General features: G+C 40.1%; 24 protein-coding genes and 1 riboswitch. Of the genes, 15 read left to right on the forward strand and 9 right to left on the reverse strand.

All coding sequences use genetic code 11. The features are described from left to right. Positions 1 to 106: 106 nt before the first annotated feature. Positions 107 to 1723 (reverse strand): redoxin domain-containing protein, encoded by a 1617-nt coding sequence (locus DW173_RS09175; protein ID WP_049702646.1) that lies wholly within the window; start codon positions 1721 to 1723, stop codon positions 107 to 109. A gap of 9 nt (positions 1724 to 1732) precedes the next feature. Then, entirely contained in the window at positions 1733 to 3289 is a 1557-nt protein-coding gene (locus DW173_RS09180; protein ID WP_120144358.1) for an ATP-binding protein, read from the reverse strand. A gap of 125 nt (positions 3290 to 3414) precedes the next feature. On the opposite strand from DW173_RS09180, the gene DW173_RS09185 reads away from it, so the two are divergent. Then, positions 3415 to 4989: an ATP-binding protein gene (locus tag DW173_RS09185; protein ID WP_120144380.1), complete on the forward strand. Its 1575-nt coding sequence runs from the start codon at positions 3415 to 3417 to the stop codon at positions 4987 to 4989. 102 nt (positions 4990 to 5091) lie between these two features. On the opposite strand, the gene DW173_RS09190 is transcribed toward DW173_RS09185, so the two are convergent. Beyond that, positions 5092 to 5784, reverse strand: coding sequence for a hypothetical protein (locus tag DW173_RS09190; protein WP_004313158.1), 693 nt, complete (start codon positions 5782 to 5784; stop codon positions 5092 to 5094). Between the two features lie 25 nt (positions 5785 to 5809). After that, complete coding sequence (locus tag DW173_RS09195; RefSeq protein ID WP_120144359.1) at positions 5810 to 8188, reverse strand: ATP-dependent helicase; 2379 nt, start codon at positions 8186 to 8188, stop codon at positions 5810 to 5812. A 146-nt stretch (positions 8189 to 8334) separates the two neighbouring features. On the opposite strand from DW173_RS09195, the gene DW173_RS09200 reads away from it, so the two are divergent. The 10 genes from DW173_RS09200 to DW173_RS09245 all read left to right on the forward strand — a co-directional run bounded on the left by DW173_RS09200 (position 8335) and on the right by DW173_RS09245 (position 19142). Then, the gene (locus tag DW173_RS09200; protein WP_120144360.1) at positions 8335 to 10074 is read left to right on the forward strand and encodes an RHS repeat protein; all 1740 of its coding nucleotides are present in this window, start codon (positions 8335 to 8337) and stop codon (positions 10072 to 10074) included. Positions 10075 to 10149: 75 nt separating this feature from the next. Next, positions 10150 to 10767: a superoxide dismutase gene (locus tag DW173_RS09205; protein ID WP_008022648.1), complete on the forward strand. Its 618-nt coding sequence runs from the start codon at positions 10150 to 10152 to the stop codon at positions 10765 to 10767. Positions 10768 to 10915: 148 nt separating this feature from the next. Beyond that, positions 10916 to 12898, forward strand: coding sequence for an ATP-binding protein (locus tag DW173_RS09210; RefSeq protein WP_120144361.1), 1983 nt, complete (start codon positions 10916 to 10918; stop codon positions 12896 to 12898). Positions 12899 to 12953: 55 nt separating this feature from the next. Further along, positions 12954 to 13047, forward strand: a riboswitch (TPP riboswitch). Positions 13048 to 13107: 60 nt separating this feature from the next. Beyond that, on the forward strand, positions 13108 to 13308 hold the full coding sequence (thiS, locus tag DW173_RS09215) for a sulfur carrier protein ThiS (RefSeq protein ID WP_008022653.1): 201 nt from the start codon (positions 13108 to 13110) through the stop codon (positions 13306 to 13308). A 4-nt stretch (positions 13309 to 13312) separates the two neighbouring features. Further along, positions 13313 to 13933, forward strand: coding sequence for a thiamine phosphate synthase (locus DW173_RS09220; protein ID WP_008022656.1), 621 nt, complete (start codon positions 13313 to 13315; stop codon positions 13931 to 13933). A gap of 153 nt (positions 13934 to 14086) precedes the next feature. Then, a complete protein-coding gene (locus DW173_RS09225) occupies positions 14087 to 14860 on the forward strand; it encodes a thiazole synthase (RefSeq protein ID WP_049702638.1) in 774 nt (257 codons plus the stop codon). Positions 14861 to 14872: 12 nt separating this feature from the next. Continuing rightward, positions 14873 to 16570 (forward strand): phosphomethylpyrimidine synthase ThiC, encoded by a 1698-nt coding sequence (gene thiC / locus DW173_RS09230; protein ID WP_049702637.1) that lies wholly within the window; start codon positions 14873 to 14875, stop codon positions 16568 to 16570. A gap of 79 nt (positions 16571 to 16649) precedes the next feature. Further along, positions 16650 to 17774 (forward strand): 2-iminoacetate synthase ThiH, encoded by a 1125-nt coding sequence (thiH, locus tag DW173_RS09235; RefSeq protein WP_120144362.1) that lies wholly within the window; start codon positions 16650 to 16652, stop codon positions 17772 to 17774. Positions 17775 to 17778: 4 nt separating this feature from the next. Continuing rightward, positions 17779 to 18471 carry a HesA/MoeB/ThiF family protein gene (locus DW173_RS09240; RefSeq protein WP_118419474.1) on the forward strand — a complete coding sequence of 231 codons (693 nt, stop codon included), beginning with the start codon at positions 17779 to 17781 and terminating at the stop codon, positions 18469 to 18471. Positions 18472 to 18533: 62 nt separating this feature from the next. Continuing rightward, a complete protein-coding gene (locus DW173_RS09245) occupies positions 18534 to 19142 on the forward strand; it encodes a thiamine phosphate synthase (protein ID WP_004313169.1) in 609 nt (202 codons plus the stop codon). A 144-nt stretch (positions 19143 to 19286) separates the two neighbouring features. Here DW173_RS09245 and DW173_RS09250 read toward each other — a convergent pair whose 3' ends face one another. Together DW173_RS09250 and DW173_RS09255 are read right to left on the reverse strand one after the other, a co-directional pair. Then, on the reverse strand, positions 19287 to 19859 hold the full coding sequence (locus DW173_RS09250) for a porin family protein (protein ID WP_049702636.1): 573 nt from the start codon (positions 19857 to 19859) through the stop codon (positions 19287 to 19289). 196 nt (positions 19860 to 20055) lie between these two features. Further along, positions 20056 to 20589 carry an outer membrane beta-barrel protein gene (locus DW173_RS09255; RefSeq protein ID WP_009039498.1) on the reverse strand — a complete coding sequence of 178 codons (534 nt, stop codon included), beginning with the start codon at positions 20587 to 20589 and terminating at the stop codon, positions 20056 to 20058. 406 nt (positions 20590 to 20995) lie between these two features. Between DW173_RS09255 and DW173_RS09260 the strand changes: the two genes are divergently transcribed. From DW173_RS09260 to DW173_RS09270, 4 genes are all read left to right on the forward strand, one after another. Continuing rightward, on the forward strand, positions 20996 to 21559 hold the full coding sequence (locus tag DW173_RS09260) for a YdeI/OmpD-associated family protein (protein WP_008643692.1): 564 nt from the start codon (positions 20996 to 20998) through the stop codon (positions 21557 to 21559). Positions 21560 to 22151: 592 nt separating this feature from the next. Continuing rightward, complete coding sequence (locus DW173_RS23805) at positions 22152 to 22328, forward strand: hypothetical protein (RefSeq protein ID WP_153882615.1); 177 nt, start codon at positions 22152 to 22154, stop codon at positions 22326 to 22328. Positions 22329 to 22487: 159 nt separating this feature from the next. Further along, positions 22488 to 22757 carry a DNA-binding protein gene (locus DW173_RS09265; protein WP_049702634.1) on the forward strand — a complete coding sequence of 90 codons (270 nt, stop codon included), beginning with the start codon at positions 22488 to 22490 and terminating at the stop codon, positions 22755 to 22757. Beyond that, positions 22754 to 23593 carry a VapE domain-containing protein gene (locus DW173_RS09270; RefSeq protein ID WP_049702633.1) on the forward strand — a complete coding sequence of 280 codons (840 nt, stop codon included), beginning with the start codon at positions 22754 to 22756 and terminating at the stop codon, positions 23591 to 23593. Before DW173_RS09265 ends, DW173_RS09270 begins: the two co-directional genes overlap by 4 nt. Before the next feature lie 248 nt (positions 23594 to 23841). Here the strand turns inward: DW173_RS09270 and DW173_RS09275 are convergent, their stop codons facing one another. From DW173_RS09275 to DW173_RS23750, 3 genes are all read right to left on the reverse strand, one after another. After that, entirely contained in the window at positions 23842 to 24828 is a 987-nt protein-coding gene (locus DW173_RS09275) for a leucine-rich repeat domain-containing protein (protein ID WP_049702632.1), read from the reverse strand. Positions 24829 to 24844: 16 nt separating this feature from the next. Then, positions 24845 to 25243, reverse strand: coding sequence for a hypothetical protein (locus tag DW173_RS09280; RefSeq protein WP_049702631.1), 399 nt, complete (start codon positions 25241 to 25243; stop codon positions 24845 to 24847). A gap of 486 nt (positions 25244 to 25729) precedes the next feature. After that, positions 25730 to 26077: a hypothetical protein gene (locus tag DW173_RS23750; protein ID WP_120067814.1), complete on the reverse strand. Its 348-nt coding sequence runs from the start codon at positions 26075 to 26077 to the stop codon at positions 25730 to 25732. Positions 26078 to 26887: the final 810 nt, after the last annotated feature.

Raw genomic sequence — 26887 nt, forward strand, 5'->3', positions numbered from 1 at the left:
AGTTACATGCGAATATAAGAGCAGGAGATTTTTCTTTTTAGAGGAAAGGTAAGCAGAAAATGTTTGATTCCCAATAAAATGTCTCTTCTTATATTATGTCCGTGGTTTAATCCGAAAGCAGCTTCTCCAACCAAGTTCTCACCTCCTCCGCAGTAGGATGAATAGCCAATATTTTCCCATTTTTATCCACCAGATAAGTACATCCGCCACCATTACCTACACCATACCTCTCCCAGATCTTGCCTGCATCATTTAATTCCAGAAGATTGAGCCATGGATATTTGTCTTTAGCAACAGCATTTTTCATATCAGCAGCCTTGCGTTCACGAGCTACGCCCACTACTACAAATCCTTTATCTTTATACGTTTCATAAACAGGAATCATACTGATAGAAGTACGACGACAAGGACCACACCATGAAGCCCATAAATCGATCAACGCTACTTTTCCCTGTATCTCTTCGGATAATGTATATTGAACACCTTGTAAATCAGGTGCTGTAAAGTCAACAAAATTTCCGCCGATCTTTATTTCGTTACTTACAATCCATAATTTCATATACTCCGTCATAGGATTATCAGTAAATTTTTCAGCGTATACTGTACGGTATAGATTGATATAAGTAGTCATATTTTCATCGGAATCATGCATTCTTCTTGCCTGACGAGTCAATAAGTAAAGTCCCACTAAAGTAGGATTTGACTGGATATACTCATTTTGATATTCCCTATATTTACTATACACTTCCTGGCTCTTTTGTTCAAATGCTTTATATTCTTCCGTATATGCTTTCCCTTCTTTTTCCAGTTGACGTGCCTTTTTGCGAATCGCATCTAATTCCTGCTTGTCCTCCGTCTTTGCAAATTGCCCATGTAAAACCCTCATCTCCGGAGTTTCTATTTTCCCTTCCTGCTCTAAACGTTCTCTCTCTTTCTCAAGAGGAAACATAAATCGATCATTCGTTTCTTTCCGGAAACGAAGAAGTTCACTTGTCAACGGTGCATTCGAATGTATTTCCGGTTCTTTCTCCATTGAATACAAGGCCAATTCTATTTTACCATTCTCGGAAAAGAAAGAAATCGGATGCCACGCACCATTCATCTGATCGCTCCAGGCATATAATATATAGGGCTCTTCTTTATCAACATATAAATCATAAGAGAATTTTCCATCACGCACCGGGACAGAAATCCATTCCTGCACACGGGGATCAGTGCCTTCCGGCATCAACATTAAACGACTGTATGCGGGATTATCAATCACTTTACCTTCAATACGACAATGTATTTTCTTCTTTTGATCCGGCTTCTCTAAAGAAATGTCATTTATCTGAAAGCCATTGTCTCCAGTCAGCATTTCATCAAAATCCACTGATTTATCACGTTTATCTATTGGTTCGAATTGTAATGTAAATGAACGGTTACAGGATACAGGCATATATTCCTTATTATCCAATTTTATACCTGTCGCACGTATCAGACGATACATTTTCCCTGTTTGTCTTCCTTTTAGTACAGAGGAAGACGCTATGCTAACCCATGAATTGGGACGACTATACATATCGCCCTTAATAACAACAGCTGTATCTGAAACCTCAACTTGATATAACTCCAGTGCATCAGTTGTACGTGCTCCTGTTGCCGGATATTCAATCACTCTGGTTTGTGCCGAAACAGAGATTCCCATCAGGACAATTCCAACTGCTAATAGTGTGTTTCTCATATTATTTTCCTATTTTATTTTCCACTGTCCCAGCGTCCGTGTCGTACTATCAAAGTTTACTCCAATTTTAACAACCTTGCGATGATCTATCTCATAAGGAATAGCATATTGTTTACTATTAATTTGCGCCAACGCTTCTTCGGGTGTTCCGTCCACTTTAAACTCAAACACATAAATCGCATCAGACATCTTTATCACCACATCTGCTCTGCCAATAGCATTCTTAACCTCTACATCCACATATTGCCCCATCAAACAGAATAACAAATAGAAGATAGTTTGGTAGTGCTTCTCCTGATTGTTCTCCAAATCGTATGGTATAGAAGAAAAGAAAGAACGAGTACGAAGAAGGCACTGCTCAATATCACCTTTCATCAAGTCTCTTACGAAAGAGACTACATAGAAATTACTTTCACGGGTTGGCTGATTAAGATAAGAAGGAATCAGTGTCTCAATAAAGCCTATTTTAACTTCTTCGTTCGGATAACCTAATGTGTATGTACGAAAAAGAGGTTCATATCCTTTGATAGTCAAATAACCACTCTGATAAAGTACAGGAATCGGATCAGTGATCACTTCCGTTGCTTTATCAAAGTCTTCATCTTTCACTTCCATCTTCTCCAATAAATTGAGACTGAAGTCCATTCGCTGTAACATTTCAATCAAGAAAGTGGGCGTACCGGTAGAGAACCAGAAACTTTTATAATCCCTTTGAGAAAAAGCATTGAAAAGACTGAACGGGTTATAAATATCTTCACAGTTTTTGCTAAAATGATAACCGTCATATTGCCGTTTCAAATGCTGGCAGGCTTCTTCATAAGTCTCATTGTTCGCTTGGGCTATCCTCTCAATATCCGGCAGCATCTGACTCCGCAATTCCTGTTCTGTAATACCGCAAATAGAACTGTAATCATCACTCATACTGATATTCTGCAAGTTGTTTAACTCACTGAATATGCTCATCTGACTGAATTTACTGATACCTGTCAGAAATAAAAAACGAAGGTATTGTCCTTGGGCTTTGAGAGGACTGAAAAATTTCCTCATCTCGATCCGTAATTGTCCTTGTAAAGCAGAGTCACTATTACTATCCAATAAAGGTGCATCATATTCGTCAATCAATACGACAACCTGCTTTCCTGTCTGTTGATAAATTCGTTGAAGCAAACCCGTCAAACGAGCTGCATAACTCGTTTCTTCTTCATTTTTTCCATAAGTCCTCTCCCATCCGCTTAGATAAAGATTCAGTTGCTCTTGCAAGTCTTCGATAGCGGTATATTTTGTTCTGCTGAAATCAATATGCAACACAGGATAAACAGTCCATTCTTGTTCCAACTGTTCTATTGCCAGTCCTTTGAATAAATCTTTTTTTCCGGAGAAATAGGCTTCCATAGTAGAAACTAGAAGACTCTTTCCGAAACGACGGGGGCGGCTAAGGAAATACACAGTATCAGTATGGACTAATTGATAAATCAATGCGGTTTTATCAATATATACACAATCCATATTACGTAACTGCTCAAAATTCTGTATCCCGATAGGATATCTTCTAAATATCTCTTTCATATCAATCTAATGTTTTTTGTTGAAACATGAACAAAGATAACGTTTTTACGCATATCTTGGACAAAATACAATCTGAATTTGTTATCTTTGCCCGTATCATTGTTATATTGAAAATGAAAGTTGTTATGAATGCATCCGTTAATATGCTCCGCAAGCTCCCGATAGGAATACAAAGCTTCGAAAAACTCCGCTCTGAAGGTTTTCTTTATGTGGATAAGACTGCGTTGGTGTTTCGTTTGGTACAAGCGGGTGCTCCTTGTTTCCTTAGTCGCCCGCGGCGTTTCGGAAAGAGTCTGCTACTATCTACTTTTGAAGCTTATTTCAAAGGACAGAAAGAACTCTTCAAGGGACTTGCTATCGAACAATTGGAACAGAATTGGTTCGAATATCCGGTACTTCACCTCGACTTAAATGCTGAAAAATATGACAGCAAAGAACGATTAGAGAAAATGCTGGAATTTCACCTGACAAGGTGGGAAACACAATACGGTATTGATAAAGGAACAATGACATTTTCCGGCAGGTTCGCCACAATCATCCAACAAGCCTATGAACAAAACGGACGCAGGGTAGTTGTGCTCGTTGATGAATATGATAAACCCATGCTACAATCATTCGATAATCCGGAATTGCAAGACGACTATCGTAAAACATTGACAGCCTTTTATACCGTGCTCAAAAGTACCGATGCTTACTTGCAGTTTGTCTTTATCACCGGAGTGACAAAATTTGCGCAAATGGGGATATTCAGCACACTGAATCAACTCAACGATATCAGCTTTGACCTTGAATATAATGCTCTCTGCGGCATGACTCGCCCTGAAATAGAAGCAACTTTTGCTCCTGAACTTCAAGCACTGGCCGCACAAACGGAAGCAACTTATGACAATGTAGTGGAACAACTTACCCGACAATATGACGGTTACCGTTTTACTCCGAGCAAGGGATTTGCTCCAATATATAACCCGTTTAGCGTACTTAGCGCCCTCGACAAACTGCGTTTCGGCGACTATTGGTTTGCCAGCGGCACTCCCACTTTCCTGGTGGAGATACTTAAAAAGACTGATTTTGACCTTCGTGAACTTGATGGCATCGAAGTTTCTTCCGCCTCTTTGAGTGACGACAGGGCGAATATCAGTAATCCCATACCGATGATTTATCAAAGCGGGTATCTGACGATAAAGTCCTACGACCAACGTTTTCGTGTATATATATTGGGATTTCCTAATGAAGAAGTGAAATATGGCTTTCTTAATTTTGCCGCCCCCTTTTATACTCCTGTCTCGTCTACCGATACTTCGTTTTATATCGGCAAGTTTGTTCATGAATTGGAAACGGGTGATGTTGATGCATTCCTTACCCGCTTGAACTGTTTCTTCGCCGACTTCCCTTACGAATTGAATTCGAAAACGGAACGTCACTATCAAGTTGTATTCTATTTGGTCTTCAAACTAATGGGGCAATTCACACAGGCGGAAGTACGTACCGCTATCGGTCGTGCAGACGCAGTAGTAAAAACCGCCGATTATATCTATGTATTCGAATTCAAACTAGAGGGTACAGCCGAAGACGCTTTACGGCAGATAGATGAAAAAGGTTATATGTTACCTTATAGTGTTGACGGCAGGAAGCTCATAAAGGTAGGTGTTTCCTTTGATGCCGAGAAACGGAATTTAGGAAAATGGATCATTAAAGAGTGACGCTATCCCACCAACATAGTGACGGTATATGCACAGGATAGCGTCACTATCCAAGGCATATACCGTCACTATATTTAAACCGGATATTTCGGGCTTTTAACTCTAGTTCCCGCGCTGTGTAGGCAAGGTAAATTCCTGCGAATCACAAATCACCCCATTCTCGTCCGCCACTGCGACACGGAATGTCACTTCACCGTCTTTCAACCTTTCACCTGCATGAATCGAAGCCGTATAACGGATACCCTCACCCGGAAGAATTTCCTCAATCATCACCGAAGGAGAGATGCCGAGATGCTTCACCTTTCCTACCGTTTCTACCACAGGAACCACATTATAGACAGGCTTTCTCCCTTCATTCATAATCTCAAAGATAATCTTGCTATTTTCTCCCGCATCAATCACATGACTACGATTATCATCAATGAAACGGATTTTGCGCAACTTCAGTTGAGAAATGGGCGGCTGCACTTGCGGCTGCTTCTTATACTTTTGCACACGTACTTCCCGTACTTCAGGAATATACGCATCCTCCTCTATCTGCTCTTGTCTCGGTGCCGTCAATGCGTTTCCAATAGCCGCACCGGCAATGGTTCCTACAATATTTCCAATGGCAGAGCCACGATAACCGCCCCTCCAGCCATGATTATTATCTCCGATAAGTCCGCCTATCGAACTTCCCAGACTACCTCCGATAGAAGCACCCGCCATGATAGCTCCCGGATTTCCCATACGCCCCGACGCACATCCACTCAAAAGCAAAGCGGAAAGCAAAATTACTGTTAGTTGTTTCTTCATGAGCCTCTCTATTTAGTGTTATTATTTATTCTACCACTTTAAAACGAGCGAAACGCAACAATAGTTGTTTGTCACCCGCATTTTTAAAATGAATAGTGGCTTTCGCATTGTCTCCCGTTCCTTCCACTTTCAGCACTTCGCCCAATCCGAAACGTTCGTGCTCTATCATCTGTCCGACTTGTACTCCTGCTACCGATGCTGAACCGGAAGACGCCATCTGCGCACTGCTACTTCCACCAACAGCACTTACCTTCTTCAAATTTCTCGGTACACTGGGAGCAATAATCTGTGCTTTCGGACGTTCACGCTGCTCGGAAGAATTACTACCGAAAGGCGCACGCGACGGAGAAGCAGAACGGGCAAATCCCCCTTCAATCTCCCTGCGAAAACGTCCCGCTCCTTCATCCACAGCACGGCTCACTCCTGCTTCATGCGGCAACCGCAAGTAATCAACATCAATATCACGCAGGAAACGGCTGGGACTTCCAAACTCCATCTTTCCGTAACGGAAACGGGTTTTGGCAAAAGACAGATAGCAATGTTCTTCCGCACGGGTAATAGCTACATAGAACAAGCGACGTTCTTCTTCCAGCGCCCGGGGAGAATCTCCGACCATCCCACTGGGAAACAGATTTTCTTCCAGACCAACCACAAATACATTCTTAAACTCCAATCCTTTCGCCGAATGGACGGTCATCAACGTTATCTTTTCCCCATCATCCGCCTTGTCGGAGTCCTGATCGGTGAGCAACGCAATTTCCGAAAGGAAATCAGTAAGAGACACATTCGGATTGCCTTCCTCCTGCCGCAAAGCGCAGAAGTCATTCATACCATTCACCAACTCTTCTATGTTCTCCTTACGACTTAGATTCTCGGGGGATGTGTCCTGACAAACATCATTGATAATACCGGACTGACGGATAATATCCGTTCCTATTTCATAAGCGTTCTTATCCGCCTGATCGGCAATAAAACCTTCTATCAGTTCACGAAAGCCCTGCAGTTTTGCATGAGTTCCTTTGTTTATATCCAGTCCGTAACTCAATGGTTCGCAGACTGCCGCCCAAAGACTTACGCCATGATTGGTAGCCGCTAATATAATCTTCCCGACCGTGGTATCTCCAATGCCACGAGCCGGATAATTGATGATTCGTTTAAACGCTTCTTCATCATTCGGATTCACCACCAAACGGAAATAAGCAATCACATCTTTTATCTCTTTCCGCTGATAGAACGAGAGTCCCCCGTAAATCTTATAAGGCATACTCCGTTTCCGAAGAGCCTCTTCGAAAATACGGCTTTGCGCATTCGTACGATATAGAATGGCAAATTCAGCATATCCGTAGTGATATTCCCGACGTAACTCCGCAATCTTATTAGCCACAATATCACCCTCTTCCACATCACTATACGCCTGAAACACACCGATGGGTTCCCCTTTTTCTTTCTCCGAAAACACAGCTTTCCGTATCTGACGTTCGTTCTTTTCAATCAGGCTATTGGCAGCACAAACAATGGTTTGTGTGGAACGGTAATTCTGTTCCAGTTTAAAGACTTTCGTGTTGGGATAGATTTTCGTAAAATAGAGAATATTATCAATATCCGCCCCACGGAAAGAATAGATACTTTGCGCATCATCTCCCACCACACAGACACGTTGATTCTCCTTTGTCAGTTGCAGAACAATGCTATGCTGCGCATAATTCGTATCCTGATACTCGTCCACCAACACATAACGGAACTGATCGCGATAACGTGCCAGCACTTCCGGAAAGTCACGAAACAGAATATAGGTATATACCAATAAATCATCAAAATCCATCGCTCCCGCCTGACGGCATCTGTCCCAATAACGGGTATAGATGTCACGGATAGCAGGCATCTTGGCAGCCATATCTCCTTCGTAAGCCTCTTTATTGGCAGCGTACCCCGTAGGAGTGACCAAATGGTTTTTTGCATTGGAGATGCGTGCCTGCACTACTCCCGGCTTATAAGTTTTCTCGTCCAACCCCATCTCTTTGATGATGGAACGAAGCAGGCTCTTACTATCAGCCGTATCATAAATGGTAAACTGGGAAGTAAATCCGATATATTGTGCTTCGGCACGAAGAATACGTGAGAAAATGGAATGGAAAGTACCCATCCACAAATAACGTGCCCGTTCCATACCTACCTGCCGGGCAATACGCTCTTTCATCTCGCGCGCAGCCTTATTAGTAAAGGTCAGCGCAAGGATATTCCACGGATTATACCCGTTCTCCTGCTCCAGCAAGTAAGCGATTTTATAAGTCAACACACGCGTCTTCCCCGAACCCGCACCGGCTATCACCAGCGAAGGACCGTCATTATAAGTCACTGCTGCACACTGACTCTCGTTCAATTCATCTATATAATTGGTATTCATAACAGCATTATAAAAACAATGTGGATTTTTAACAAACCCTTGGCACTCAAATTTGTTCTCAATACAAAAGTATAATATTCATTCGAGAATGAAGGTATTTTTATGAATTTTCATCACTAACTATTTTAACCTAACCCCAAAAAGCAATGAAAAGGAGTATATTTTTATCAATTATTTTAAGTTTGTTTCTGGTTGCCTGCATTCCACAGGCAATGGCACAAAAGCAGAGCCGCTTGGAAAAGCTGCTAAGGTATCTGAACGATAATGACGCCGACAAATGGCAGAAAAACCGTGATAAGATAGATGAAGAGACGCAAACCTATTATGCCGAAGAACTGGCATTGTTGGACGTTCTCAACGAATTGTGGAACAAACAAAGTGAGCAAGCCGCCACCAACTATTTCGGCTGTTACGAACAAGCTACGAAAGCTTATTTTCCGAATATCTGCGAAGAAGAGAAAATACAGCTTTCCAACGTACAAGACAAAGCGGAACAGGCTGTTATCTCCATCCTGGAAGCATCGAAAGAGCAGATTCCCTTTAGCAAGACATTGATGGACAGCATCCAGTCAAGCGGCTATCCGGCAGACTCCGCCCTCTTGCAAAAGGTGCGGGACATCCGCGAACTGGCCCTACTGGAAGGGATGCTGAAAACACCTGCGCTGAACATCTATCAAACGTATATCTCGGAATATCCGAACGGCAAGTTTATCTCTCAAATCAACACTGCGGAGAACAAACGGCTTTATCAGATCGTAAAGAGTAATCCGACCTCTGCGAATTTTAAAGCATTCTTTGATAATGCCGCCATGCAGAAATTCTTCACTGATAAAGACACACGTCCCTTCCTTTCGGAAGTCCGCACGTTATACGACGACTTTCTGTTTCAAGGGATTGACAGTCTCCGGGAGAAAGGAAACGCAACAGCTATCCGGCAGATCATTGACGATTATAAGCAATCACCTTACCTGACTTCCACAGCACGTACGCACCTGGATGACCTTGAATATCTTAGTGAAAAAGCTGATTTTGAGCTTTTAAAACCTGCCATTGTCAATTCCGAATCGTTAAGTATGTTGCAGGATTTTCTTTGCACACACAGATACAAGGAATTTCGCGACCAGGCCAACGCACTGCGGGCACCTTTTATTCTGCAAACAATCATATCCACCCCTACTTCCGTGAAATACTATAATGGAGGGCGATTGATAAAGTCTGCGGAAAACGACAGTACAGGGACCACCTCGACCACTTATTCGTATGACGATAAAGGACAGCTCGTCTCCACCCTGGCACTTACCATGAAGAACGGGCAGCCAGGCAATGAAATACAGACGAATAGATTATACGACCCGCAAGGTCACTGCATCTTTGAGGTACAAACGAATCCGAAAACCAAAACGGATCTCTACCGGCGGACACGCCGCATCGGTACCGATGGAAGTATTGAGAGTGATTCGCTCAAGTATGCAGACGGAAGAGTCGTCATAAGCTCCTACAACAAACAGGGATTATTGACCGAAACCAAAGAATATAATAAGAACGGAGAACTTCAGGCATACACCGCCAACAAATATGATGATAAAGGAAGATTGATTTCATCCCAACATCAAAACTTGCTTTTTGCCAATTCTCCGGATCAAGTTATTTCACAAAAAGATGCTTATGAATACGATAAATACGGTTATCTGTCGCAGATTGTCTACCAACGGATTTTGGGTAATAACCAAAAAACGTCCGGATGCCTGACTTGCCTGTATGATAAATACGGGAACCGGATTGACGGCAATTCTTATTATGAATATGACAATACGGGCCAATGGATCTGCCGGACCAACCGCGATCACCCGAAAGAGGTGGAACGTATACAGTACATTTACAAATAAAGTAAGATGCTGTGAACATTTTGCAGAAGGCTTCTGTTATTATAGTATAACAAGCCAATTAAAACTTGTAACATTATGAATACTATATTAATGTCTTTAATTATGATGACCATGACTTACGAAATGCCTAAACTTCCTTACGCAAACAATGCGTTGGAACCTGTAATCAGTCAGCAAACAATAGATTTCCATTACGGAAAACATCTACAAACGTATGTAAATAATCTGAATAGCCTCGTGCCCGGAACAGAATATGAAGGTAAAACGGTAGAAGAAATCGTTGCAACCGCACCGGACGGAGCTATATTCAATAACGCCGGACAAGTATTGAATCACAATCTGTACTTCCTGCAATTCGCCCCGAAACCCTCAAAGAAGGAACCAGCAGGCAAACTGGGAGAAGCTATCAAACGCGACTTCGGTAGCTTTGAAAACTTCAAGAAAGAATTCAACGCAGCAGCAGTCGGATTGTTCGGTTCAGGATGGGCTTGGCTATCCGTTGGGAAAGACGGTAAACTGAAAATCACTAAAGAAGCCAACGGAAGCAATCCGGTACGTGCCGGTTTGAAACCACTTCTCGGATTTGACGTTTGGGAACACTCCTATTATCTGGATTATCAGAACCGCCGCGCCGACCACGTAAATGCCCTGTGGGACATCATCGACTGGGATGTGGTTGAAAAAAGAATGTAACCGGATTTACTAGCAAAACTATACTTATGAAAAAGGTCGTTGTGTTTTCACAGCGACCTTTTTTACAGACTAAAAAAACAAACTTTTATTGTATATCAAACGCATTAGTTGTATTTTTGCAACCCATAAACTAGCATAACAAACAATTATGGTACTATATAAAAGAAAAGAGATACGATTTATTGTCTCCATTGCCGTTCTTCTTTTCTTCCCCCTTTTCTGCAACGTTGCCGCCACAGAAGAACCAGAGGAAGAGATCCTGTTCATTACCTCATACAATTCTGACACTAAATATACCTACGATAACATCAGCACATTTATAGAAACCTACACCCAATTGGGAGGAAGATACTCGACCATTGTAGAAAACATGAATGCGACGGATTTAACGCAGGCGCACCAATGGAAAAAAACATTAACCGATATTTTAGACAAACATCCGAAAGCTAAATTAGTGATTCTTTTGGGTGGTGAAGCATGGAGCAGTTTCCTTCATCTTGAAGATGAGAAATATAAGCAGCTTCCTGTTTTCTGCGCAATGGCATCACGCAACGGCATCCGTATTCCGGAGGATTCAATCGATATGCGGAACTATAATCCTGTAAGTATCAACTTAACGGAACGAATGAAGGAGTACAACGTAAAATACTGTGATACATACGAATATAACATCAGCAAAGATATCGAAATGATACAGGATTTCTACCCGGACACAGAGCACCTGGTATTTGTATCGGATAATACCTATAACGGACTTGCCGAACTGGCATGGTTCAAGAAAAACCTGCAACATTTCCCGCAGTTATCCATCACCTATATTGACGGTCGCATCCACACACTCGATATGGCTGCCAATCAATTGCGCAATCTTCCCAGAAACACAGCAATGCTTCTTGGTATCTGGAGAATTGACAGCCGGGGAATCACTTACATGAACAACTCCGTTTATGCTTTTTCCAAAGCCAATCCACTCCTACCTGTGTTCAGTATGACTTCCACCGCAATAGGTTATTGGGCCATCGGAGGATATGTCCCACAATATGAAGGAGTGGGAAAAAATATGGGAGAATATGCTTACCGCTTTTTAGACCAGAAGGAAACGGGTATCAGCAGCATCAATATCTTACCCAACCGATATAAATTTGACGCGAAGAAACTAAAGGAATGGGGATTTGAAAACAAGAAGTTGCCTGTCAACTCAATGGTTATCAATCAGCCTATCCCCTTCTTTGTAGCCTACAAGACAGAAGTGCAATTTATCCTGATTATCTTCCTCGTATTAGTAGGAAGTCTGATGATTTCCCTGTATTACTATTACCGGACGAAAATCCTGAAAAATCACCTTGAAAGAACCACGCAACAATTGCGGGAAGATAAAGAGAAACTGGAAGAGTCTGAAATCGAATTACGCGACGCCAAAGAGCGCGCCGAAGAAGCTAATCAATTAAAAAGTGCTTTTGTCTCGAATATGAGCCATGAGATACGGACACCTTTAAACGCAATTGTCGGTTTCTCCAGCCTGATTATCGGTTCGGTAGAGCAGAATGATGAACTGAAAGAATATGCGGATATCGTCCAGACTAATTCCAATTTATTGCTCCAACTGATTAGCGATGTACTGGATATATCACGCCTGGAATCAGGAAAGCTGCAATTCAACTATGAATGGTGCGAGCTGGTGAACCATTGCCAGAATATGATTACTCTCACCAACCGGAACAAGACAGTGGATGTAGACATCAAACTCCAAATGCCTAAGGAGCCTTACATGCTCTACACGGACCCGTTGCGTCTGCAACAGATTATTATCAACCTGCTGAATAATGCCTTGAAATTCACTCCTGCCGGAGGAAGTATCACGCTGGATTATGAAGTGGACGAAGAAAAGCAATGTATGCTGTTCTCGGTGACAGATACCGGCACGGGAATCCCCGAAGATAAACAGGAACTCGTATTCCAACGTTTCGAAAAGCTGAATGAATTCGTGCAGGGTACAGGGTTGGGACTGGCTATCTGCAAACTGACCATCCAATATATGGGAGGTGATATATGGATTGACAAGAGCTACAGAAATGGCGCCCGATTTATCTTTTCTCATCCCATCAAAAAACAGGAATCAACAGAAAAATGAAAAAAAATCGACTGATTTAGTGTTTTTCTGTTTCTTTTTCGCTTACTTTGCTCCCGTAAAGACAAAGGGGTGCCCCATGAGGGGCTGAGATTATACCCTAGGAACCTGAGGCAGTTAATACTGACGTAGGGATTGTGTTTCTTCTTATCGCCTTTCCATTTAAGCACGCTCTTTGTATTTACTTTCAACTTATTTATTCTGATAGGACAATGAAAGTACAAGTGAACAACAAAGAGGTGGAAATGTCTCCTGACTCTACCCTTACGCAACTGACAGCACAGCTCGAACTTCCGGTTCAAGGCATTGCTATCGCCGTAAACAACAAAATGATTCCCCGTACCGAATGGGAGTGTTTCATTCTACACGAGAACGATAACCTGGTGATTATCAAAGCGGCTTGCGGAGGATAAGGAGATGATTAGTCTACAATTTATCACGCATCAGACCGAACGGTATTCGTACCTCGAATCGGCACGTATGGCACTCGAAGGCGGATGCAAATGGATCCAGCTACGTATGAAAGACGCTCCTCTCGAAGAAGTGGAAGCAGTAGCCCTGCAACTGAAGCCGCTTTGCAAAGAGCACGAAGCAATCCTGATTCTGGATGACCACGTCGAACTGGCCAAAAAGCTGGAAGTGGACGGTGTGCATCTAGGCAAAAAGGATATGCCTATCGACCAGGCCCGCCAAATACTTGGTGAAGCCTTTATTATCGGCGGCACTGCAAACACTTTCGAAGATGTCGTACAGCACTATCGTGCCGGAGCCGATTATCTCGGCATCGGTCCTTTCCGGTTTACTACCACTAAAAAGAATCTAAGCCCTGTACTGGGTTTAGAGGGCTATTCTTCTATTCTTTCACAGATGAAGGAAGCGAATATCGAAATCCCCGTTGTAGCTATCGGAGGAATCACTTTTGAAGATATTCCTGCCATACTTCATACAGGAGTAAATGGAATAGCCCTGTCAGGAACTATTCTCGGAGCAGATAATCCGGTAGAAGAAACACGTAGAATCATTGAAAGTGATTTATAATTTGTCAAATGATAAATGGGATTTTAATTCAGACAGAAGAACAAAAGAACATAAAAGCTGCACTTAGATAATTATTTCTACTGTTTTATTTTTGTTCTTATGTTCTTCTGTCTCAAAAAATCAGCATTTAAATAATCAACTAAAATATATAGAATGGAAAAGTTAGTAATTGCGGGACGCGAATTTAGCTCCCGCCTTTTCCTGGGAACAGGAAAATTCAATTCCAATGAAGTAATGGAACAAGCTATCCTGGCTTCGGGTACGGAAATGGTAACTGTTGCCATGAAACGAATCGACATGGATAACAAAGAAGACGACATGCTGAAACATATCATTCATCCGAATATTCAGTTATTGCCCAACACCTCCGGTGTACGTAACGCGGAAGAAGCTATTTTCGCCGCACAACTGGCTCACGAAGCCTTTGGAACAAACTGGCTGAAACTGGAAATTCATCCGGACCCGCGCTATCTGCTCCCCGACTCTATCGAAACACTGAAAGCTACGGAAGAACTGGTGAAACTGGGCTTTATCGTGTTACCTTATTGCCAGGCTGACCCTGTACTCTGCAAACGGCTGGAAGAAGCAGGCGCAGCTACCGTTATGCCGCTCGGTGCCCCCATCGGTACGAACAAAGGATTGCAGACAAAAGAATTCCTGCAAATCATTATCGAACAGGCAGGTATCCCGGTGGTAGTGGATGCCGGTATCGGCGCGCCAAGCCATGCTGCCGAAGCAATGGAACTGGGAGCTTCCGCTGTATTAGTGAATACTGCAATAGCCGTTGCCGGAAATCCGGTAGAAATGGCTAAAGCATTCAAAGCAGCTACAGAAGCCGGAAGACAGGCGTACGAAGCAGGATTAGGATTACAAGCCGTCGACTTTGTAGCAGAAGCAAGTTCACCTCTAACGGCTTTTCTTGATTAAAACAAATAAACTATGGAACAAAAAATAAAATTCCCCCGCTCGCAGAAAGTCTATTTACCTGGTAAACTTTATCCGAATATCCGCGTTGCCATGCGGAAAGTGGAGCAAGTGCCCAGTGTCAGCTTTGAAGGCGAAGAAAAGATAGCAACACCAAATCCGGAAATATATGTATATGATACCAGCGGACCGTTCAGTGATGCGGAAATGAACATTGACCTCAAAAAAGGACTGCCCCGCATGCGTGAAGAATGGATCGTGGGGCGTGGTGATGTAGAGCAACTTCCCGAAATTACTTCAGAATACGGACAAATGAGAAGAGATGATAAAAGTCTCGATCACTTACGTTTCGAACACATCGCCCTGCCCTATCGCGCTAAAAAAGGGGAAGCAATCACCCAAATGGCGTATGCCAAAAGAGGAATTATCACTCCTGAAATGGAATACGTAGCGATCCGCGAAAATATGAATTGTGAGGAACTGGGAATTAAAACTCACATTACCCCCGAATTTGTTCGTCAGGAGATTGCGGAGGGACGTGCTGTACTACCAGCCAACATCAACCACCCGGAAGCTGAACCGATGATTATCGGACGTAACTTCCTTGTAAAAATCAATACGAACATCGGAAATTCGGCTACTACCTCCAGCATTGATGAAGAAGTGGAGAAAGCACTGTGGAGCTGTAAATGGGGTGGAGACACGTTGATGGATCTTTCCACAGGAGAAAACATCCATGAAACACGTGAATGGATTATCCGTAATTGTCCCGTACCAGTAGGTACTGTTCCTATTTATCAGGCACTTGAAAAAGTGAATGGCATAGTGGAAGACCTCACCTGGGAAATCTACCGGGACACATTGATTGAACAATGTGAACAAGGGGTCGATTACTTTACCATCCATGCAGGGATTCGCCGTCATAATGTTCATCTTGCCGATAATCGCTTGTGCGGCATTGTCAGCCGTGGAGGAAGTATTATGAGTAAATGGTGCCTCGTACACGATCAGGAAAGTTTCTTATACGATCATTTTGATGATATCTGTGATATTCTGGCACAATATGACGTAGCCGTGTCATTAGGTGACGGACTTCGTCCGGGTTCTATCTACGACGCAAACGATGAAGCGCAGTTTGCCGAACTCGATACCATGGGAGAACTGGTGCTCCGTGCCTGGGATAAGAATGTTCAGGCATTTATTGAAGGCCCCGGACACGTTCCGATGCATAAAATTAAAGAGAACATGGAACGTCAGATTGAAAAATGCCATGACGCCCCTTTCTACACGCTCGGCCCGTTGGTGACGGATATTGCTCCCGGATACGACCATATCACTTCTGCTATCGGTGCCGCACAAATCGGATGGTTGGGGACGGCTATGCTTTGTTATGTCACCCCGAAAGAACACCTTGCCTTACCTGATAAAGAAGACGTACGCGTAGGAGTTATTACCTACAAGATAGCCGCTCATGCCGCTGACTTGGCAAAAGGACACCCGGGTGCACAGGTACGCGACAACGCATTGAGTAAAGCTCGCTATGAGTTCCGCTGGAAAGACCAGTTCGACCTGTCTCTCGATCCGGAACGGGCGCAGACCTATTTCCGCGCAGGACACCATATCGACGGAGAATATTGTACGATGTGCGGACCTAATTTCTGTGCAATGAGATTGTCACGCGATTTAAAGAAAAGCACTAAAAGCAACAAATAATGAGTGGGGAAAAACAAAACGTCAGGCCACTGACCTACCCTCTCCCCTCATTTTAATTTTTAATTTATAATTGAATAAAATGTTCTCAGACGAATTAGAAAAAATATCCTGGGAAGAGACGACAAAAGCCATCTATTCCAAAACAGATGCTGACGTACGCCGTGCGTTGGGTAAAAAAGAGCATCTGGATGTCAACGACTTTATGGTGCTGATTTCACCTGCCGCCACTCCTTATTTGGAAGTGATGGCACGCCTTAGTCAGAAATATACAATGGAACGGTTCGGTAAGATAATCTCTATGTTTGTACCGCTCTACCTAACTAATTCATGTACCAATTCCTGTGTCTATTGCGGTTTTCACATCAGCAATCCGATGAAGAGAACGATATTGACAGAGGAAGAGATTGTCAATGAATACAAAGCCATCAAACGGTTGGCTCCTTTTGAGAATCTACTGCTTGTAACCGGTGAAAACCCGGCCGCAGCAGGTGTCCCATACATTGCCCGGGCGTTGGATTTGGCAAAGCCTTATTTCAGCAACCTGCAAATTGAAGTAATGCCTCTTAAAGCGGAAGAATACAAGGAGCTAACCAATCATGGCCTGAACGGAGTGATCTGTTTTCAAGAGACTTACCATAAAGCAAATTACAAAACGTATCATCCAAGAGGCATGAAGTCAAAATTCGAATGGCGTGTAAACGGCTTCGACCGCATGGGACAGGCAGGTGTACACAAGATTGGTATGGGTGTCCTGATCGGCCTGGAGGAATGGCGAACCGACGTAACGATGATGGCTTATCATCTGCGTTATTTACAGAAACATTACTGGAAAACGAAATACAGCGTAAACTTCCCGCGTATGCGCCCGTCTGAAAACGGCGGATTCCAGCCGAATGTAGTCATGAATGACCGGGAACTCGCCCAACTTACATTCGCCATGCGAATCTTCGACCATGATGTAGATATCTCTTATTCTACCCGTGAGAGCGCAGAAATCCGAAACCACATGGCAACACTTGGCGTAACCACCATGAGTGCGGAAAGTAAAACTGAACCGGGAGGATATTTCAGTTATCCTCAAACCCTGGAACAATTTCACGTAAGTGATGAGCGAAAGGCGGTTGAAGTGGAACGTGATTTGAAAAAACTGGGTCGTGAACCCGTCTGGAAAGATTGGGATCAGTCTTTTGATTTTAAAAGATAAACAGATGCGATACGACAGACAAATTATACTTCCCGAAGTCGGAGAAGAAGGTCAGAAGAAACTGCAGGAAGCCAAAGTGCTTATTGTAGGCGTGGGAGGGCTGGGCTCTCCCATCGCTCTCTACCTGGCAGGTGCTGGTGTGGGATGCCTGGGGCTGGTAGATGATGACTTAGTAAGCGTCACCAACCTGCAACGACAAGTGCTCTATTCCGAAAAGGGGTTAGGTAAACCCAAAGCTATCTGTGCTGCGGAACGGCTCTCCGCTCTTAACAGTGAGATCGAAATACACCCCTACGCTGCCCGGCTGACGAAAGACAATGCGTATGATATCATTCAGGAATATGATATAGTGGTGGATGGCTGCGACAACTTTGCCACCCGCTACCTGATTAACGACATTTGCATTGCACAGAAAAAGCCCTACGTATATGGTGCTATCTGCGGTTTTGAAGGACAGGTTTCTGTGTTCAACTACGGAAATCAAAAGAAAAACTACCGGGATCTTTATCCCGATGAAGAAGAAATGCAACGGATGCCTCCTCCACCCAAAGGAGTGATGGGGGTTACTCCTGCCATTGTAGGGAGCATTGAAGCTACGGAAGTACTGAAAATAATCTGTGGTTTTGGTGATGTTTTAGCCGGCGAACTATGGACAATTGACCTGCGGACACTGCAATCTAACAAATTTTCACTATAAAGGTTGGTTTCTGACATAGTTAATTAGTAACTTTGCTAAACAATCCAATTTTAACAAAAGAAATGAAACTAATTGTAGTTACCACCCCTACTTTCTTCGTCGAAGAAGATAAGATTATTACCGCTCTTTTCGAAGAGGGGCTGGATGTCCTACATCTTAGGAAGCCGGAGACTCCGGCTATGTATTCGGAACGACTATTGACACTTATTCCGGATAAATATCACCGTCGCATCGTTACACATGAGCATTTTTATCTGAAAGAAGAATTCAACCTGATGGGAATCCACCTGAATGCACGTAACCCCAAAGAACCGCATGATTATTATGGTCATATCAGTTGTTCCTGCCATTCTGTGGAAGAGGTAAAAAACAGAAAGCACTTTTACGACTATGTTTTTATGAGCCCTATCTATGACAGTATCTCTAAAGTGAATTACTATTCAACATACACTGCCGAAGAGTTACGCGAAGCACAAAGAGCCAAGATTATCGACTCGAAAGTGATGGCATTGGGAGGTATCAATGAAGACAATTTATTGGAGATTAAGGATTTCGGTTTTGGAGGAGCTGTCGTCTTAGGAGATCTCTGGAATAGATTCGACGCTTGTCAGGACCAAAATTATTTAGCCGTAATCGAGCATTTCAAAAAGCTGAAGAAACTATCAGATTAATAAATATAGCCGATCATAAAACTAACTGGTTATGCTTCCTCATTTTATCCAATAAGAGAAGTGTTTTTCCCAATCATGAAATATTAAAAAAGCCGTTGCGAATTACCTTCTGCAACGGCTTTCTATATTTTCAGTGTTTTCTTATCAGAACTTATATCCTACAACAATAGAAAAGTTCATGTTTTTAGGATTACCAACTTTTTCCACATCAACTAAACCAAATTGACCATCTAATCCTGCAATGATTCTACCAAATTCCAATGCAACTCCTACGCCAAGACCTGCATCAAAACGCTTCAAAGCATCATCACCAAAAGTATCAACTTTACGTTCTGTATCGTTTCCTAAATCAAATTTTGTTTTACCAGCAATACCACAAGCAAAATAAGGACCTGCATTAACTACAAGATTCGTATTATCTGCAACATTAAAACGTGCAGCAGCCATTACCGGTAATTCCAAATACATTGCATTAATGCTATTTCCATCTTTCTTTGCACCTTTACTAGTCAAGAATAATGAAGGCTGCAATGACCATGTATCATTAAAAGCATATTCAAAACCTCCTCCAAGCTTAAAGCCAACTTTTGCATTCAGATCAAGATCACCTGTATAATTACTAAAGTTCATCCCTACCTTGGCATTCCAACCTGTAATTTGAGAAAAACCTGCTACTGAAATCAGCGCAAATAAAACAAACAAAACACTCTTCTTCATAATTTTAAAGTTTTAAATTAATACTAAAGGTTTTTATTGACCTTATTGTTTAACAATGCAAATGTATAATTGTAATTTGTATTAAACAACTTTTTCGTTAACAAGTGCGTAATTTATAGAGATTATACATAAAAAAAGGGAATTCCCTATTTTTGAGAACTCCCTTTCCTATTTTGTTGAATTACTTTTCTTCTTATCAGAATGCGTAGTGGAAACCAATTGAAAGGTCTTCGCTAGTAAGATTAAGTCCGAATGAATGCTTAATAGGAGCATAATCCTCATCATAATCCATATTTCTCCGATAACCCAAGAAACCATACTTAGCTATAAAAGAGAAATTGTCATTCAACTTAACTGCGATTCCCGGTCTCAAACCGACTTGACCTCTTTTAAAAGTATCTCCATCTTTCACTTTATCAAAACCGATTGAAGCGGTTCCATCTAAGAATAAACGCACAATACCACTTTCATAATAAGAGAAACGGATATACGGAGCAAAGTCAAATGAATTCATAGAAACTTTGTTTGCATACTCATGTCCATACGCTAATTCAGCACCCAGCGCCCATGTTTCATTAAAGTTGTATCCGATTTCCGGAGCAATTTTAAAAGAAGTAGTGTTGCCTGTGCTGTTACGCCAAACGTTCAAAGATCCGCCTACGTAAATGTCTTGTGCTTTTACAGCGATAGTTGCTAACATCACAACTACCAATAATAAACCCTTTTTCATTTTCTTTGTTTTTTAAATTAAACGTTAGACCCCAATTCGGTCGATTGATTTCTGGGTGCAAATGTAAAGCAGTTTTTATGAACAAACAAACATTTAGTTAGTTTTTTATAATAAACACCAAATAAATGTTTAACGGAGACTCTGTACATCATATTATATAGCAACACAAAATTCTTGCTATCGATTCTTATTCAAATATATTGCATGTAGTGAGTGTCGTCATACCATAATAAGCCAAAGGATTTAAGAAGTAATGAAGACTGTTTCTTTAAGATTTAGTATCTTTGACGGGTGGTAAGCCTTTCAGCCATCAGACACAGACGCGTTTGACTGACATTGTATAGTGTAAAATGCTTCGATATTATGAAAGTTAAGGCAATAAAACAGTTAGTTTAAACGATTGGTTATGTCAATAGAAATAAAGTATTTCGAGAACAGAAAAGATTGGCGAAAGTGGTTGAATGACAACTTTGAGACTGCCAATGAAGTTTGGTTTGTATTTCCCAGCAAATCTTCAGGCGAAAAAAGTATCACATACAACGACGCTGTTGAAGAAGCTCTTTGTTTCGAGTGGATTGACAGTACGATAAAATCGCTCGACAAAGAACATAAAATTCAGCATTTCACACCCAGAAACCCTAAAAGTACCTATTCGCAAGCTAACAAAGAAAGACTTAAGTGGCTATTGGAAAATAAAATGATACACCCCAAATTTGAGGATAAAATACGAAATGTATTATCTGATCCTTTCATTTTCCCCAATGATATAATTGAAAGATTGAAGGAAGATAAGACAATATGGGAAAATTATCTCCATTTTTCCGACGCATATAAACGTATCCGAATTGCATACATTGAAGCAGCCAGAAAACGACCTGAAGAATTTGAAAAGCGATTAAACAACTTTATCAATAAAACGAAAGAAAATAAAAAGATCACAGGATTTGGCGGAATAGAGAAATACTATTAATCCCAACTAAAAATCAATGATAATCTAAAATAAAATAGACTGCAAATACTTTCACAAGTATTTACAGCCTATTTATCAGATAGTTAAGTACCTAACCAGCGTATTTGACTATCCTTCTATCGCTGCCTGCGCCGCCGCCAGTCTTGTCTATTAATCAACAAGTTAGTCTTTCATTGCAAGCATACTGAAAACTTCATTAATTCTATAATAGTCCTTCAGCACATTCAATACAGTCTGTCATTGATTGCTCTGTTACAAAAATAGCAAAAATATTTTAATATAATAGTATATAGATACTAAGTTTCCTCCTTCTGTTTCATAACTAAATTAGTTTAAAGTATTATTCAATAGATATCAACTTGATATAATTTGTTGCCGATAAAGCATAAATCGACCTATATTAAGATTAAGGTAGAGGCTACTAAGTTCTGCACCTTTTCTTAAATAGGATAAATACACAGATGGTGATGTAACTGTATATGAGAGGTCGAAGATTACAAATAGCCTTCACTAAAACAGATAGTCCAATATAACGTCAATTATACTATATATTTAATTGTTACAATAATTTCATAGTGCAAAAGAATGAAAAATGAGGAAATCAACAAAGAAAGCTTTCAATATATTTGTTTCATTCAAAAGAAATACATTCCTTTGCAAAGAGTTTATGCAGGACATGAACTCGGCAATGCCTTATCAGCTTGCACTCTCTAATGACGCAGCAGCCACTCCGGATATTAGAGTGAAGCCTTTACAAAAGTGTAGATAGTAAAGGTGGACAGGTTCAGATAACACACACAATAGATACCAATTCTGTTGGGTGTTTTTTTATGCCTTGTTCGTTCCTGCAATAGCTTACTCCAGTGGTACAGTTGGAGAACTAAATAAATTATGTTGTGGTGTACCACACAACGAAAAAATAAATAAAATGAAGCAGAAAAATGAAAATTATCTGGCAACTGCTTCCAATGCAGCTACTGCACATCTAAGAGATGGACAGGCAGTAGAAAAATTGGAAAAGGATTCTAATATCCTTTATGATTTATTTGACCTTGAAAAAATATTCAAGGTTACTAAAAGAACATTGTTTAATTGGAGAGCCAAAGGCGAACTTCCGCTAATAGAATTTGGCGGTAAGTTGTATTTGTCCAAAGGACAGTTGAGGGAACTCATTATCCAGAAAGGAGGTAATTTATGAAAACTACTGATTTAACAACATTGTCTAATCATGCCATAACCATGATAGCAATTCAACAAGTCCAAAATTTCTTGAGTAGAACATATGTATTCAGATACAATGAAAATACCCATAGAATAGTCTACAAGAGGATTTCAGATGCAGAAGAGTTTCATTACCTGTCTGATTATGAACTCAACTTAATGCTAAAGGATATCGGAAACGCTAATATTCCATGTTCTAAGGATTTACTTAGGAAGGCTATATTTGCAAGCTATGTGCAAAAGTTTAATCCTTTTGCAGGCTATCTGAATAATTTGCCAGAATGGGATGGGAAAGACTATGTATCATTGTTAGCTAGTAGTATTATTACTACCAACAAAGAATACTGGCAGTCTTGCTTGAAAAAATGGTTAGTTGCTATGGTTGCTTCATTAAAAGAAGAAAGGGTGATTAGTCATACTGCTATCATCCTTGGGGGTACACATGGCATTGGTAAAGCAAGATGGTTTCATTCTATCATTCCTTTTGAATTGCAAGAATTTATAGTTCCATTTACTGGAATTACAAACAAAAAGCAATTTTTTAAAGATTTCGAGACCAATGGGAGATGTTTATGTTTTGAAGTTGAGCATATTAATACTCAACATGGCATACCGCTTGACCAGCTATTTGCACAATTACTAAGCCTTTATGAAACAGGATTTCAGTATTGGTTTAATGAAGATGAAATAGCTTTAGTAAATGAGAAAAATGTACAGTTTAAAGCTGTTTCTGTTGAAGAAAAAGTTTTAATCAGCTTTTTCGAAACATGTAATGGAAGCAGCAAGTGCATTTATGCAACCGGCTCAAATTGAACAGGTATTGGTGCAGAAAACTGGATTTAGGTCATTGTCAATGCAAACATTAGGTCATGTTTTGAAAGAAAAGCAATCTGAATAACCATTAAAATATAAGTTACCCACTTACCTTACTGTAGGGTAAGCAGGGTAACTTATTTTTATGTATTTATCATGTTTCTTTTAGAGATGATAACTGGCTATGATTAGTGATGAAATTAATAAGAGACTGCAATTATCCTATATGATTTAACTTTAGATACCTTCTAATCAATATAGTAGACATTGCCTACACTTACATATCCAAATATTTTGTATCTATCTTGGCTTCTTTTCATAGTTATACTAGATAAAGAGCAGTCATAGCAATATACTTTTTCTATTTGGAGACAATTAGATATATCCAAAGTACTAATTGCTGTATAGCTGCAACTCAGTGATTTAAGCTTTTGATTGTTAGATATATCTAAGCTTGCAATTTTGCTATAATTACAATTTATGTTTTCCAACTCAAAATTATTCGATATATCTAATATATGTATGTCTGTTAGTCCACAGTTTAATTCAACTAATTTGGGACACTTAGATATATTTAATGTTGAAATGGATGCTTGCTCACAATCTAATATCTTTAATTCTTGATTATTAGATAAATCAAGGCTAGTAGCCCACCATAAATTTTTACACCTCAATTCCTGTAAACTTTTGTTACTAGACAGGTTTAACTCCTGAATAGAGTTCATGTTTTCGAGTTCATCTTCATCAATTATATCATTATTATTACTATCAATAATGAGTAAATTACCACATTCTAGATGAGTCAAGTTCTTATTCTTAGATACATCCAAATCTTTTAAGCCACAGCTATTACATTTTAACGAGGCTAATTTGAGGTTTTTTGATACATCTAATGATTTTATGATACAACAATTACATTCAAGAGACGTTAAATTCGTGAAATATTGTATTCCTTTTAAGGATTTCACTTTAGTCAATACACCATTTATATTAGTGGTTGAATTACCAAAGCCAATAGTTGTGACTGCTTGAGCCTCAATAGGAGACACCTTGCCATCTTTGTTTACATCAAAGTTATCATAACAGTACTTCATGAATTCTATATCATCCATAGCTGAACAGACATCATCAGGTTCAGACATCTCTGGATACCCTGTTAATGACTCATTCTCATCACTTTTGCTGCATCCTGTACATAGTAGAACTACAGCCAACACTAAAAATACTTTTTTCATAATGCTTTATTATATTTTAATACATAAGTTTCAATTTCTCAAAGTCAATAATCCACTTATTCTCTAGTAGAAAGTCAGTACCTAGAAGAGCATGTACCTGTATTCCACTTTCATCCTCAATGCTTTTAAAGGCATCAAGTAGAGGTTTTACACAGAATTTAGGTTTATACATCTGACCTTCAAAAATGAAAGGTAGAGTAATCATATCTACCTTATGCTTACTTCCTTCTATTCCATTGATATAATAATCACCAACAGGTTCTACTATATCTTTAAAATATTCAACTACAGTGCTGTCTATCAGACTACAGGTGCTTCCAGTATCTAAGATGAAGCAAATGTACTTTTCCTTTACCTTAACTATAATTAGAGGTAATTGCACCTTACTTATAGAAAACGATAGATTGTGTTCCATACTATTTTAAGGTAGAACACATTGTGTATGAGTTCTTTCCATCTTTATAGTTGTAGTGCAGTATGACTTCTATGTTGTCAGGCATCTGATAAATGTCTTCATTGTCTCTTGTCTGATGTGATATACATCCTTCACGTAATGAATTCTGTACTTCATAATAACTGTCTTGTACAAACTTCGTGCATTGAGGTATAGCATGTTTTGCTTCTATACCAAAAGTATACTGTAGAATGATATTACTTTGAACACTTATTGTCTGTAATCCTATAAAATAAGGATGAGTTTTTTCCCAGCATTCATATCTCATTATATTATTAGATATTGTTTTTATATAAGTGTACTTGTGAAAATCTGTATAATTGTGAACATTAGTTCCTACTAATTGAGCCTTAACTATTGTAGAACAGAATAGTAACATTCCAAATATTATTCGGAAAGTCAATTGTGAATTGTATTTTATCATATTATTAATTTTGTAGTGGAGAATTATAAGCCAATTTTCTTCTTAAATATGGATTTTAAAGCTCCATGGCTTGTCTTTGTAACTATGTTACCTAAATCAATAGTATATTCATTGTCATCTTCTTCTTGGGGACATGCTGTGTAATAATAGAGTTTAGTTTTATAAAAATAGTATTGCCATACACCTCTCGTATCAAGATTTGCCTTTCCTGAAAAGATAGGTTCTACATAAATACATTTAGCACAAGGTTCTAAATCATTTAGCGATTTATTTATACGACAAATGATGTTTAAAGATTTAAAATATTCACATAGTTCACCTGTGAAAAAGTTCAAAACAGGATTAGAGTGAAAGTCATCTTCATCAATCATGATAGATATGTACTTTGCACTTCTTAATACCTCATACTGTTTTTGTGCCTTGATATTATAACAACTTAGCAAAACGAAAAACAAAAATAAGCAACACCTTTTCTTCATGATAATTTCCTTTTGTAGCCATACTACAAAAAGAAGGTGTGAGCCTAACCTTAGTTGCTTATCAGAAGGTATCGCCAAACACCTATAACCATGCAAATAAGGAAAGCCCACACCTATATGGTATGAGCATTCACTAACCTGCTTTTGATGGTTATATCTGATTGAAATTGGCGATTTCTCTGATAACATCAAGCAAGAAGCAAACACTTCTTCTTCTAATATGTCTTAGTTAAACATCTATTTCATTAATTGTCATTTAATTAATACTGCTGCAAAGATAGAACTTTCCAGTCATACTTCATCATCTGACAGTCATAAATTAATAGGTTTCAAGGCATATCAATACCATAGATGCAGGCTATATCCTTATAATACCAAGGTAGGGCTAATTGTTCACTTTCTGTATGCCCAATTGATAAATAGAGTACCAGTAACTATCAATATAAGCCACTGTAATATCATATCTAATGCTGTCATATATACACAAGTTAAAGCCCCAGTCCATGATGAACTAGGGCTATCAACAACAATAAAAACACATAGTAAGAGGTATATAACCTCTTAATCCTTAAGTATCATACTTGTGAGGACAACCCCCACTAGAATCAAGATTATCTCACACATAATTCAATCGACATTTAATTTAATCTAACTTACTAACTATTGCTATAATTCATGTTTACATACTTCACCGAACCTCAA

The sequence above is a fragment of the Bacteroides sp. AM16-13 genome (genome assembly GCF_003602705.1).
Lineage (GTDB): Bacteria > Bacteroidota > Bacteroidia > Bacteroidales > Bacteroidaceae > Bacteroides > Bacteroides xylanisolvens.

Coding starts and splice junctions, on each gene's coding strand:
- DW173_RS09190 (WP_004313158.1), bottom strand. CDS start 5,784: ATGAAGAAACAACTAACAGTAATTTTGCTTTCCGCTTTGCTTTTGAGT.
- DW173_RS09185 (WP_120144380.1), top strand. CDS start 3,415: ATGAATGCATCCGTTAATATGCTCCGCAAGCTCCCGATAGGAATACAA.
- DW173_RS09280 (WP_049702631.1), bottom strand. CDS start 25,243: ATGGAACACAATCTATCGTTTTCTATAAGTAAGGTGCAATTACCTCTA.
- DW173_RS09260 (WP_008643692.1), top strand. CDS start 20,996: ATGTCAATAGAAATAAAGTATTTCGAGAACAGAAAAGATTGGCGAAAG.
- thiC (WP_049702637.1), top strand. CDS start 14,873: ATGGAACAAAAAATAAAATTCCCCCGCTCGCAGAAAGTCTATTTACCT.
- DW173_RS09225 (WP_049702638.1), top strand. CDS start 14,087: ATGGAAAAGTTAGTAATTGCGGGACGCGAATTTAGCTCCCGCCTTTTC.
- DW173_RS23805 (WP_153882615.1), top strand. CDS start 22,152: ATGAGGAAATCAACAAAGAAAGCTTTCAATATATTTGTTTCATTCAAA.
- DW173_RS09270 (WP_049702633.1), top strand. CDS start 22,754: ATGAAAACTACTGATTTAACAACATTGTCTAATCATGCCATAACCATG.
- DW173_RS09265 (WP_049702634.1), top strand. CDS start 22,488: ATGAAGCAGAAAAATGAAAATTATCTGGCAACTGCTTCCAATGCAGCT.
- DW173_RS09175 (WP_049702646.1), bottom strand. CDS start 1,723: ATGAGAAACACACTATTAGCAGTTGGAATTGTCCTGATGGGAATCTCT.
- thiS (WP_008022653.1), top strand. CDS start 13,108: ATGAAAGTACAAGTGAACAACAAAGAGGTGGAAATGTCTCCTGACTCT.
- DW173_RS09275 (WP_049702632.1), bottom strand. CDS start 24,828: ATGAAAAAAGTATTTTTAGTGTTGGCTGTAGTTCTACTATGTACAGGA.
- thiH (WP_120144362.1), top strand. CDS start 16,650: ATGTTCTCAGACGAATTAGAAAAAATATCCTGGGAAGAGACGACAAAA.
- DW173_RS09200 (WP_120144360.1), top strand. CDS start 8,335: ATGAAAAGGAGTATATTTTTATCAATTATTTTAAGTTTGTTTCTGGTT.
- DW173_RS09240 (WP_118419474.1), top strand. CDS start 17,779: ATGCGATACGACAGACAAATTATACTTCCCGAAGTCGGAGAAGAAGGT.
- DW173_RS23750 (WP_120067814.1), bottom strand. CDS start 26,077: ATGATTGATGAAGATGACTTTCACTCTAATCCTGTTTTGAACTTTTTC.
- DW173_RS09255 (WP_009039498.1), bottom strand. CDS start 20,589: ATGAAAAAGGGTTTATTATTGGTAGTTGTGATGTTAGCAACTATCGCT.
- DW173_RS09205 (WP_008022648.1), top strand. CDS start 10,150: ATGAATACTATATTAATGTCTTTAATTATGATGACCATGACTTACGAA.
- DW173_RS09180 (WP_120144358.1), bottom strand. CDS start 3,289: ATGAAAGAGATATTTAGAAGATATCCTATCGGGATACAGAATTTTGAG.
- DW173_RS09220 (WP_008022656.1), top strand. CDS start 13,313: ATGATTAGTCTACAATTTATCACGCATCAGACCGAACGGTATTCGTAC.
- DW173_RS09250 (WP_049702636.1), bottom strand. CDS start 19,859: ATGAAGAAGAGTGTTTTGTTTGTTTTATTTGCGCTGATTTCAGTAGCA.
- DW173_RS09195 (WP_120144359.1), bottom strand. CDS start 8,188: ATGAATACCAATTATATAGATGAATTGAACGAGAGTCAGTGTGCAGCA.
- DW173_RS09245 (WP_004313169.1), top strand. CDS start 18,534: ATGAAACTAATTGTAGTTACCACCCCTACTTTCTTCGTCGAAGAAGAT.
- DW173_RS09210 (WP_120144361.1), top strand. CDS start 10,916: ATGGTACTATATAAAAGAAAAGAGATACGATTTATTGTCTCCATTGCC.